A 10905-nucleotide genomic window follows, 5' to 3' on the forward strand; every position below is an offset into this window, starting at 1 on the left:
GGCTCGCAGTGAGCGGCACCGACCTGCTCGTCGTGCGGGGGCTGGTGGCCGGTTACGGAGCCGCGCCCGTGCTGCGGGCCATCGACCTCACCGTCCCGGCCGGCACGATCGCCGCCGTGGTCGGCGCGAACGGCGCCGGCAAGACCACCCTCCTGCGCGCGCTCTCCGGCATGATCCGCCCGGCCGCCGGCCAGGTCGTCCTCGCCGGGGAGGACCTGCGGGGTACGCCCGTGGAGCAGCTCGTCCGACGCGGCATGGCGCACGTCCCGGAGGGGCGGGGCGTGATCAGTGAGCTGACGGTCGACGAGAACCTGCGGCTCGGCGGGCTGTGGCGGCGCGACCGGGCCGACGCGGGGCGGGCCCTCGACGAGGTCTACCAGCTCTTCGAGCCGCTGGCCCGCCGTCGCCGGCACCTCGGCCATCAGCTCTCCGGCGGTGAGCGGCAGATGCTCGCGCTTGGCCGGGCCCTGGTCGGCCGCCCGCGTCTGCTGCTGCTGGACGAGCCGTCGCTCGGCCTGGCGCCCCGGGTGGTCGCCCGGACCATGACCCTGCTGCGCCAGCTGCGTGACCGCACCGGCCTGACCGTCCTGCTGGTCGAGCAGAACGTGCGCAGCGCGCTCGCCGTCGCCGACCAGGGCGTCGTGATGTCCCTCGGTCGGGTGGTGATCGCCGCCCCGGCGGCGCAGCTGCGCGACGACGTCGACCTGCGCCACGCGTACCTCGGTTTCTGACCACCACCTCGTCCCCCGGAGGGAGGACTCTTGGACCGCTTCGTCTTCCTCACCGTCGACGGACTGTCCCGCGGCGCGGTGTACGCCGCGTTCGCGCTGGCCCTGGTGCTCATCTGGCGGGCGGCGCGGGTCGTCAACTTCGCCCAGGGGGCGATGGCCGTCGCCGCCGCGTACGTCGCCTACACGGTGAGCACCGCGACCGGGTCCTACTGGCTGGGCTTCGTGGTCGCGATCGTCGCCGGCCTGCTGCTCGGTGCCTTGGTGGACCGCGTGGTGATGCGGCACGTCGACCACGCCTCCCCGCTCAACCCCGTGATCGTGGCGCTCGGGCTGGTGCTGTTGATCCAGGCCGTGCTGGGCATGGTGTACGGCAGCGAGTTCCGCCCCGCCGAGGCGCCGTTCAGCCGGTCCGCCCTCACCGTGGGCGGGGTCGCCGTGCTGTCGCCGTACGACCTGTTCGTCTTCGCCACGATCGGGGTGGTCGTCAGCGCCCTGGCCTGGATGTTCGCCCGTACCCCGGTGGGGTTGCGGATGCGGGCGGCGGCCTTCGCTCCGGAGGTCTCCCGGCTGCTCGGGGTCAACGTCGGTGGCATGTTGACGCTCGGCTGGGCGCTCGCCTCCGGGGTGGGCGCCCTGGCCGCCATGCTGGTCCTGCCGACCGAGCTGGGCCTGCACCCGCACGCGATGGACCTGGTGTTCGTCTCGGCGTTCACCGCGGCGGTGGTCGGGGGCCTGGACAGTCCACCGGGGGCGGTGGTCGGCGGCCTGGTGGTGGGTCTGCTGCTCTCCTACGTGAGCGGCTACGCCGGCAGCGACCTCACCCCGCTCGCGGTGCTGGTCCTGCTGCTGGCGGTGCTGCTGGTCCGACCCGGCGGGTTGTTCGCCCCGGTCGCGGCGAGGCGGGTGTGAGCGCCACCAGGGCGGCGGTGCCGCCGCGCCAGCGCCCGGCCGACCCGCCCGGCCGGCGGATCGACCGGCGGGGTGGCTCCACCCTGCTGCGTCACCTCGCGGTGGCGCTCGTCGCCGGGGTGCTGCTGCTGGGCGTCAGCTACGCCGTCGAGCCGTTCCGCAATTTCCAGCTCGCCACGGTGGCCGCCTATCTCTGCGCGACCGCCGGGCTGACCGTCCTCACCGGGCTCAACGGTCAACTGTCGCTCGGGCACGGGGCGTTGATGGCGACCGGGGCGTACACCGTGGCGCTGTGCCAGAACGCGTTCGCCGACCGGGGGATGACCGGCGGCTGGCTGTTGCCGCTGTCGCTGGGTGCGGCGATCGTCAGCACGGTCGCGGTCGGCGCGGTGGTCGGGGTGGCCGCGGCCCGGCTGCGCGGCCCGTACCTGGCCGGGGTCACCCTCGCGGTGGCGGTGGTCGTGCCGGCGCTGGCCGTCACCTTCGACGGCGTGTTCAACGGCGAGCAGGGGCTGTCGGTGCCGGTGGAGCCGCCGCCACTCGCGCTCGGCCCGTACTTCCCCTACGAGCGGTGGCAGCTCTGGCTCACCGGTGCGGCCACCCTGCTCGCCCTGCTGTTGCTGGCGAACCTGATCCGCAGTCGGTACGGGCGCACCTTCCGCGCGGTCCGCGACGACGAGGTGGCGGCCCGTCTCGCCGGCATCCACGTGGCGCGTACCCAGGTTCTCGCGTTCGTGGTCAGCGCCGCCACGGCCGGGCTCGGCGGCGCGCTGCTGGCGGTTCTCGCGCAGAGCGTCTCGCCCGGGGCGTTCTCGCTGACCCTGTCGCTGTTCCTGCTGATGGCCGTGGTGATCGGTGGTCTCGGCCGGCTCGCCGGCGCGTTGTGGGGGGCGGTCCTGCTGGTCGCCCTGCCCGATCTCACCCACTCCGTGACCGAGTTGCTCACGCTCTCGCCCGCCGTCGCGCAGCGGCTGGAGGGAAACCTGCCATTGGCGATCTTCGGGGTGACCCTGATCGTCGTCATGATCGCCGCACCCGGCGGCGTGCAGGGTCTGCTGTCCCGTCTTGGTCGGCGCCTGCGGGCCCGGCGTTCCTGAGCTGTTCTGAGCCCGGCTCCGGCCGGGCGCCCACCACCACACCGTTCCCGTGACACTCGGACCGAGAAAGGTCGGTGTTCTCCATGCACCGTTCGGCACAACGTGGTCTCGCGATCGCCAGCACCATCGCCCTGTTGGCCGCCGCCGCTGCCTGCAGCGGTGACGACGGTTCCGGTCCCGGCGGAGCTTCGGTGCCGGGCGTCTCCGACACCGAGATCGTCGTCGGCACCCACATGCCGCTCACCGGGCCGGCCTCGGCCGGCTATTCAAAGATCGCCCCGGCGACGAAGGCGTACTTCGACTACGTCAACGCCAACGGCGGGGTGCACGGCCGGAAGATCACTTACAAGATCATGGACGACGGCTACAACCCGGCGAACACCCAGCAGGTGGTCCGCCAGCTCGTCCTCCAGGACAAGGTCTTCGCCATCCTCAATGGTCTGGGCACGCCGACGCACACCGGAGTGCTCGACTTCCTGAAGAGCAACCGGGTGCCCGACCTCTTCGTCGCCTCCGGCAGCCGCAGCTGGGACCAGCCGGACAAGTATCCGGGCACGTTCGGGTTCAACCCGGACTACACGGTCGAGGGCAAGATCCTCGCCAACTACGCGAAGGCGAACCTGGCCGGCCAGAAGGTCTGTTTCCTCGGCCAGGACGACGACTTCGGCCGGGACAGCCTGGCCGGCGTGGAGAAGGTGCTCGGCGCCGGCGCCGTGGCGGTCAAGCAGACGTACGTCACCAGCAACACCAACGTGGCGCCGCAGATCGGGGCGTTCAAGGCGGCCGGTTGCCAGGTCGTCGTGCTCGCCACCGTGCCCGGCTTCACCGCGCTCTCCATCGGCACCGCCGCCCGGCTGGGCTTCAAGCCGCAGTGGCTGGTCTCCAACGTCGGCGCCGACCACCCGACCCTGGCCAAGCAGCTCGGCGCCGCCGCGCCGCTGCTGGAGGGCATGGTCGGCACCAACTACCTGCCGATGCAGAACGACACCGCCAACCCGTGGATCCAGCTCTTCGCGAAGGTCAACAAGACCCACAACGGGGACGCGCCGTTCGACGGCAACACCGTCTACGGCATGTCGGTCGGCTACCTCTTCGTACAGGTGCTGCTCGCCGCCGGCAAGGACCTCACCCGGGAGAAGGTGCTGGACGCCGTGCAGAAGGGTGGCTTCCAGGGCCCCGGGCTGGTGCCGCTGCGGTTCTCCGCCAAGGACCACTCCGGCTACGGCGGCCAGCGGTTGAGCCGGGTGAGCGGGGGAGTGCAGAGCTACTTCGGGCCGGCGTACGAGACCGACGAGGCGGACGGGGCGGTCAACGAGTACACCGCCACGCCGGCCGCGCCGCCCGCGAACGGGGTGCCGACCGTCTCCTGAGCACCCGCACACCCGACGTCCGACCGGGCGTGGTCCCGCGTGACCGCGTCCGGTCGGACGGCTGCGCGCGCTCTTCGCGCGGCGGTCTGCCGGCCGGTCGTCCGAGGCGTTGACCGACACCGATCAGCACTCCTACTATCTGCACCGTGAATGCATATTCGGGCCGGCTGGTGGACCGGGTCGCCATCGTCACCGGCGCCAGTCGGGGGATCGGCCTGGCCATCGCCCGACGCCTCGTCGCCGAGGGCGCGCGGGTGGGTCTGACCGCCCGACACCCCGAGGCGCTGGCCGAGGCGGTCGCCGCCCTGGGCGGCCCGGCGTACGCCCTGGCGGTGCCGGGCCGGTCCGACGATCCCGCGCACCGGGCCGCCACGGTGCGCCAGGTGGGCGCCGCGTTCGGGCCGGTGGACGTGCTGGTGAACAACACCGGCATCAATCCGGTGCACGGTCCGCTGGTCACGCTCGACCTGGCCGCGGCCCGCAAGATCCTCGACGTGAATGTGGTCGCCACCCTCGGTTGGGTGCAGGAGGTCTGCGCCGCCGGCATGACCGAGCGCGGGGGCGACATCGTCAACGTCTCGTCGATCGCCGGACTCGGCCCGTCGCCCGGCCTGGGCTGCTACGGAGTCAGCAAGGCCGCGCTGAACCACCTCACCGCCAGCCTCGCCGTGGAGTTGGGTCCGACGATCCGGGTCAACGCGGTCGCCCCCGGCGTGGTGAAGACCCGCTTCGCCGCCGCTCTCTACGAGGGGCGGGAGGCCGAGCTGGCCACGCGCTACCCGCTCGGGCGCCTCGGCCTGCCGTCGGACGTGGCGGGCGTGGTCGCCTTCCTGGCCTCCGCCGACGCCAACTGGATCACCGGGCAGACCATCGTCTGCGACGGCGGCGTCTCGTTGACCGGCCGGGCCGGATGACGACGTCGGCGGCGCGTGCGGAGCCGCTGATCACCGCCTGTCTAGACTCGTCGGTGCGGCGGGGGACGCCATGGCGGTGAGGGGGCGCGGGCGAATGGACGGGGTCGACGTCGTGGGTCGGGTCGACGGGCGCACCGCCCGGGCCGAGCGGACCAGGGCGGCCATCGTCGAGGCGCACCTCGCGCTCATCTCCGAGGGCGACCTCCGTCCGACCGGGGAACGCATCGCCGAACGGGCGGGCATCTCGCTGCGGACGCTCTGGACCAACTTCAAGGACATGGAGACCCTCTTCGAGGCCAGCGGCGCGGAGGTGCTGCGCCAGCAGGACGCCGCGTACCGGCCGATCTCGGCGGGGCTGCCGCTGGCGAAGCGGGTCGACGCGTACTGCCGGCAGCGGGCTCGGCTGCTCCAGCTCATCGCGCCGTCCGCGCGGGCCGCCCAGATGCGCGAGCCGGTCTCCGAGCAGCTGCACCGCAACCGGCTCAAGCACATCGAGCGGGTCCGCGACGAGGTGGAGGAACTCTTCGCCGTCGAGTTGGCCCAGGCCGGGCGGGGACGGGAGCAGTTGCTCAACGCCCTGGTGGTGGCGAGCACGTGGCAGGCCTGGTCGATGCTGCGCTACGGGCTCGGTCTGGGTGTGGACCAGGCCCGTGCGGTGATGTCCCGGACGGTGGGCGCCCTGCTGGCCGAGGTCACGCCCGACTGATTCCGGCCCGGCCCGATATCGCCCCCTCTTTCCATTCGGTTTCCGATGGGTAACACTGACAGGCATGGTTACTGCATCAAGAGTGCAACTAACCGTGCTGCGTGGCCGGGACGACGAGTGCCGGGCTGTCCGGAGTCTGCTCGACGGCATGACCAACGCCGGCGGTGCCCTGCTGATCCGCGGCGAGCCCGGATCGGGCCGGACGGCCCTGGTCGGCTACGCCCACCGGCACGCCGAGGGCTGCGCCGTGCTGGCCGCCAGTGGGCTCGCCGAGGAGGCCGCCCTGCCGTACGCCGGCCTGCAACGCCTGGTCGACCCGGTGCGCGACCGGGCCGCCGCCCTACCGAACGAGCAGCGCCAACTGCTACGGCGCGCGCTGGCCGGGGAGAGCTGCCCGGCCGACCGGCAACTCACGCTGTCGATGGCGGTGCTCGGGCTGCTCGCCGCCGCCGCCCGGGACCGCCCGTTGCTCGCCACCATGGACGACGTCGACCGAGGTGACCCGCAGACCGCGCAGGTGCTGGCGTTCGTGGCCCGCCGACTGCGGCACCTGCCGCTGGCGGTGCTGCTCACCGCGGATGTCACGGCCAACCCCGACGGGATTGCGGCACACCGGCTCCGCCCGTTGACCGCGCGCGACAGCACGGCCGTCCTCACCGACCGGCTCGCTCGGCTGGCCGAGCGCGAGAACGTCGACCGGCTTCCCGAGCGGCCCGCCGCGTCGGCCCTGGCCGCGGTGACCGCGATCGGCCGCGGCAACCCGCAGGCCCTGGTGGACCTCGCCGAGGTGCTCACCGCCGGGCAGTGGCGGGGGGAGGAGCCACTTCCCGCCGCGCCACCGGCGGACGGGGCACTGGGCCGCGCGTACCGGGCCCGGCTGGACCGGCTGCCGGCGGAGACCCGGCGGGTGCTGCTGCTCGCCGCGCTCGACGAGGATGGCGAGCCGGGCACCCTGATCCGGGCCGCGAACGTCGCCGGCACCGAGGTCGAGGCACTCGCCCCGGCGGAGGTCGCCGGCCTGGTCCGGGTCGAGCAACGGGGTGTCACCTTTCCGCAGCCGTTGGTGCGCACGATGATCGCGGCCAGCGCGCCGCTCGCGGAGCGCCGCGCGGCGCACCGGCTGCTCGCCGAGGTGCTGGTCGCCGACGGGCAGCGGCTGCGCCGGGCGATGCACCTCGCCGCCGCGACGGCGGGTGCCGATCCCGCCCTCGCCGCCGAGTTGGAACAGGCGGCGGCCGGCGGCGTCGGCGACTGGGCCACCGCCTCGGTGGCCCTTCGGTGGGCCGCCGAGCTGAGTGACCATCCGAACCTGACCGCCACCCGCCTGCTGGCCGCCGCCCGGTACGCCTGGACCGGGGGCCAGCCCGACGTGGCCCGCCTGTTGCTCGACCGCCTCCGCGCGGTCTGCGCCGACCCGGTCGTCCGCGGGCGCGCCGACCTGCTGCGCGGTGAGCTGGAGCTGCGCTGTGGCGCGGCGTCGAGCGCGTCGGTCGTGCTGCTGGCGTCCGCCCGGGCGGTGGACGGCACCGACCGCGCCCTGGCGTTGGCCGGGCTCGTGCGGGCCGGCGAGGCGGTCTGCTTCTCCGGCGACCAGTACCGCTACGCCGAGGTCGGCCGTCGGGCGCTGGCGTTGCGGCGCCCGAGCGACCCGCCGGCGATGGAGCTGATGAGCTGCCTGGTCGCCGGGGTGGCGGCGACACTGCGAGCGGACCACGAGCGGGCCGGGCCGGCGTTGCGTCGTGCCGTGGTGCTGGGTGGCCGGCTGACCGGGCCGGCGCTGACCCCCACCGCGCTCACCTGTGCCGCGGCGGCCGGACTGCTGGTGGCGGTGGACGGCGCGGCCCACCGGCTCGCCGAGCGCGCCGTCGAGCTGGCCCGGGAACGGGGCGAGCTGTCCATGCTGTCGCGGGCGTTGGAGCTGCGGGCGGTCGCCGAGTACTGGCTGGGTCGACACGAGGCGGCGGCGGAGACCTCTCGCGACGGGTTGCGCGTCGCCCGGGCGACGGGTCAGGCCAACTGCGCCAACATCCACCTGGGCATGCTCGCCGTCCTCGCCGCGATCCGAGCCGACCGGGACACCAGCCTGCGGCGGATCCGCGAGATAGGCGAGTCGCCGACGCCGGGCAGTCGTCCGCACGCGCTGGCCGCGTGGGCCCTGGCGGTGCTCGACCTGGTGGACGGTCGGCACGCCGAGGCCGCCGACCGGCTGGCGTCGCTGGCTCGGCTCGGCACCGGTCGAGGTCAGGTCCTGGTGCAGGTGATGGCCACCCCGTACCTGGTGGAGGCGGCGGCGCACCTTCCGCACCGACCGGCGGCAACAGCCGCGCTGGCCGCGTTCGACAGGTGGGCCAGCAGCACCGCGAGTCCGCTGCGCCGGGCCCTGTCCGCGCGGTGCCACGCGCTGCTCGCACCCCGGGGAGGCGCGGTGGCGGAACGGGAATTCCAGGCGGCGCTGCGCCTGCACCCGGCCGAGGCCGGCACGTTCGAGCGGGCCCGTACCGAGCTGCTCTTCGGTCAGGAGCTGCGCCGCAGCCGGCGTCCTCGCGACGCGCGTACGCACCTGCACCAGGCCCGCGAGATGTTCACTCTGCTCGGGGTGACGTGCTGGGCCGAGCAGGCCACCACCGAGCTGCGGGCGGCGGGGGAGTCCATCGGCCCGCCGGATCTGCCCGCGGCGCGGTTGCTCACCGGTCAGCAACTGCGGATCGCCGAGCTGGTCGCCGAGGGCGCCACCAACCGGGAGATCGCCGCCCGGATGTTCCTCTCCACCCGCACGGTCGACCACCACCTGCGCAACGTGTTCCACCGGCTGGGCATCCGTTCGCGTACCGAGCTGGCCCGCGCGTTCACCGCGGAACGGCACGTCGAGCTGGGCTCGGACCGGTGATCGTCCGCTCTGGACGCATTAAACTATCACCGCTAGTTTAGTGGCCATGGACCTCACCCTCACCGCCGAGCAGGCGGCGGTCCGCCAGCTGGCCGCCGAGTTCGCCGACCGCGAGCTGCTGCCCCACGCGGCCGCCTGGGATCGCCGCGAATCGGTCGACCCCGCCATCGTCGGCATGCTCGGTGACCTGGGCTTCCTGGGGCTGACCATCGCGGAGGCCGACGGCGGCTCCGGTGGTGATCACCTCGCGTACTGCCTGGTCCTGGAAGAGCTCGGCCGGGGTGACTCGGCCGTGCGCGGCATCGTCTCGGTCTCGCTCGGCCTGGTCGCCAAGTCGATCGCCGCGCACGGAAGCGCGGAGCAGCGGGCCGAGTGGCTGCCGCGACTCTGCGCCGGCAGCGCACTCGGCTGTTTCGCGCTGACCGAGCCGGACAGCGGCTCCGACGCGGCCGCGCTGCGCACCCGAGCGGTCCGCGACGGCGCCGACTGGCTGCTCAGCGGCACGAAGACGTTCATCACCAACGGCACCACCGCCGACGTCGCGCTGGTCTTCGCCCGCACCGGCGGGGCCGGGCACCGAGGAATCAGCGCGTTCCTGGTGCCCACCGACAGCCCCGGGCTGACCCGACGGGAGATTCACGGCAAGCTGGGCCTGCGTGGTCAGGCCACCGGTGAGCTGGGCTTCGACGAGGTGCGCGTACCTGACACGGCCCGTCTGGGCGCCGAGGGCGCCGGGTTCCGGCTGGCCCTGGCCACCCTCGCCAAGGGACGGATGTCGGTGGCCGCCGGCTGCGTCGGCATCGCCCAGGGCTGCCTCGACGCGGCGGTCGGCTACGCCGGGCAGCGGACCCAGTTCGGCAAGCCGATCGCCGGGCACCAGCTCGTCCAGCAACTGCTCGCCGCGATCGCGGTGGACACCGCCGCCGCCCGGCTGCTGGTGTGGCAGGTGGCCGACCTCATCGACCGCGACCAGCCGTTCGCCACCGAGGCGTCGATGGCCAAGCTCTTCGCCAGCGAGGCCGCCGTCCGCGCGGCGAACAACGCGGTCCAGGTGTTCGGCGGGTACGGCTACATCGACGAGTACCCGGTCGGCAAGTACCTGCGCGACGCTCGGGTGGCCACCCTCTACGAGGGAACCAGCCAGATCCAGCAACTCCTCATCGGACGCGCGCTCACCGGCGTCAACGCCTTCTAGCTGTTAGGGAGACCTGGCATGAGAGTCTTCACCTCGTTCGAGGAGTTGGCCGCCGCGACCGGCGAGAGTCTCGGGCCCGGTCCGTGGCACCGCATCGAGCAGAGCCGCGTCGACCTCTTCGCCGACGCGACCGACGACCACCAGTGGATCCACCTCGACCCGGTCCGGGCCGCCGCGGGGCCGTTCGGCGGGACGATCGCGCACGGGTACCTCACCCTGTCGCTGTTGCCGGCGCTGGCGGGCCGGCTCTACCGGGTCGAGGGGGTGACCATGGGGGTCAACTACGGGCTGAACCGGGTGCGGTTCCCCGCGCCGGTCCGGGTGGGCGCCGCCGTACGCGCCGCCGTCACCATCGCCGAGGTGTCGCCGGTCAGCGGCGGCGTGCAGCTGGTCGCGGCGGTCACCGTGGAGAGCGACAGCGGTGACAAGCCGGTCTGCGTGGCCGAGACCGTGAGTCGGCTCTACCGCGCCGCGGAGCAGTGACCGCCCCGTTCGTCTGATGCTGCCCGACGTGCCGGGACGCCGGTTGGCGTTGCGGCACAAGTTCCGGAACTTGCGGTGCCCGTTGCCCGGTCGACCCGCCCGACCCGATCCGGTCGGGCACCGCTGTCGTTACCGATGATGTGCTGCCTGGGCAGGGGCGTCCCGCGTCGATTCCCGGGTTGGACGAGGTCTCGTAAACCTTCCGGAAATTCTTGCTCGTCGATCCGGGGCGCTGACATACTCCACATCCACCGGAGTCGATGATCGAGGGCTGGCGCCTCTTCCCGGACGCCTTCTCGTGCGCGGTCGCGACCCGGCACCCACCACCGCCGGAGCGGTGCGTCAGTCGCCCCGCCCCGGGTCCCACGGAAGGAATAGACATGACCGAACGGTGCCAGGGGGACGCCCAGCCGCGGACGGGCCCCCGAGCGCGTACGGCGATCGTCCTCGCCGCTGCGGCTCTGCTCGCCACAACCACCGCCGCGTTCCTGCCGGGCGCGGCGAGCGCCGGGACGACACTGGGGGCGTCCGCTGCCGAGAAGGGTCGTTATTTTGGTACTGCGGTGGCGGCGGGTCGGTTGTCGGATAGTGCGTACACCACGATTTTGAACCG

Annotated in this window: 9 protein-coding genes and 1 pseudogene; all 10 read left to right on the top strand. The window is 73.3% G+C overall.

The window, feature by feature from the left end; all coding sequences use genetic code 11:
- Positions 1 to 8 precede the first annotated feature (8 nt).
- Positions 9 to 731, top strand: coding sequence for an ABC transporter ATP-binding protein (locus tag AB0J33_RS30590; RefSeq protein WP_363618526.1), 723 nt, complete (start codon positions 9 to 11; stop codon positions 729 to 731).
- Between the two features lie 30 nt (positions 732 to 761).
- Positions 762 to 1640, top strand: coding sequence for a branched-chain amino acid ABC transporter permease (locus tag AB0J33_RS30595; RefSeq protein ID WP_363618528.1), 879 nt, complete (start codon positions 762 to 764; stop codon positions 1638 to 1640).
- Positions 1637 to 2737: a branched-chain amino acid ABC transporter permease gene (locus AB0J33_RS30600; protein WP_363618530.1), complete on the top strand. Its 1101-nt coding sequence runs from the start codon at positions 1637 to 1639 to the stop codon at positions 2735 to 2737. The genes AB0J33_RS30595 and AB0J33_RS30600 overlap by 4 nt, the downstream gene beginning before the upstream one ends.
- A gap of 83 nt (positions 2738 to 2820) precedes the next feature.
- Entirely contained in the window at positions 2821 to 4107 is a 1287-nt protein-coding gene (locus AB0J33_RS30605; RefSeq protein WP_363618532.1) for an ABC transporter substrate-binding protein, read from the top strand.
- A 146-nt stretch (positions 4108 to 4253) separates the two neighbouring features.
- On the top strand, positions 4254 to 5021 hold the full coding sequence (locus AB0J33_RS30610) for an SDR family oxidoreductase (RefSeq protein WP_363618534.1): 768 nt from the start codon (positions 4254 to 4256) through the stop codon (positions 5019 to 5021).
- A gap of 94 nt (positions 5022 to 5115) precedes the next feature.
- Complete coding sequence (locus tag AB0J33_RS30615; protein ID WP_363618536.1) at positions 5116 to 5727, top strand: TetR/AcrR family transcriptional regulator; 612 nt, start codon at positions 5116 to 5118, stop codon at positions 5725 to 5727.
- Positions 5728 to 5791: 64 nt separating this feature from the next.
- Positions 5792 to 8614 carry an AAA family ATPase gene (locus AB0J33_RS30620; protein WP_363618538.1) on the top strand — a complete coding sequence of 941 codons (2823 nt, stop codon included), beginning with the start codon at positions 5792 to 5794 and terminating at the stop codon, positions 8612 to 8614.
- Between the two features lie 46 nt (positions 8615 to 8660).
- Entirely contained in the window at positions 8661 to 9809 is a 1149-nt protein-coding gene (locus tag AB0J33_RS30625; protein WP_363618540.1) for an acyl-CoA dehydrogenase family protein, read from the top strand.
- 18 nt (positions 9810 to 9827) lie between these two features.
- Positions 9828 to 10292 (top strand): MaoC family dehydratase, encoded by a 465-nt coding sequence (locus AB0J33_RS30630; RefSeq protein ID WP_363618542.1) that lies wholly within the window; start codon positions 9828 to 9830, stop codon positions 10290 to 10292.
- Between the two features lie 380 nt (positions 10293 to 10672).
- Positions 10673 to 10905: pseudogene (locus AB0J33_RS30635) on the top strand (1,4-beta-xylanase); the annotation flags it as partial.

This window comes from Micromonospora sp. NPDC049645 (assembly GCF_040675155.1).
GTDB lineage: Bacteria > Actinomycetota > Actinomycetes > Mycobacteriales > Micromonosporaceae > Micromonospora.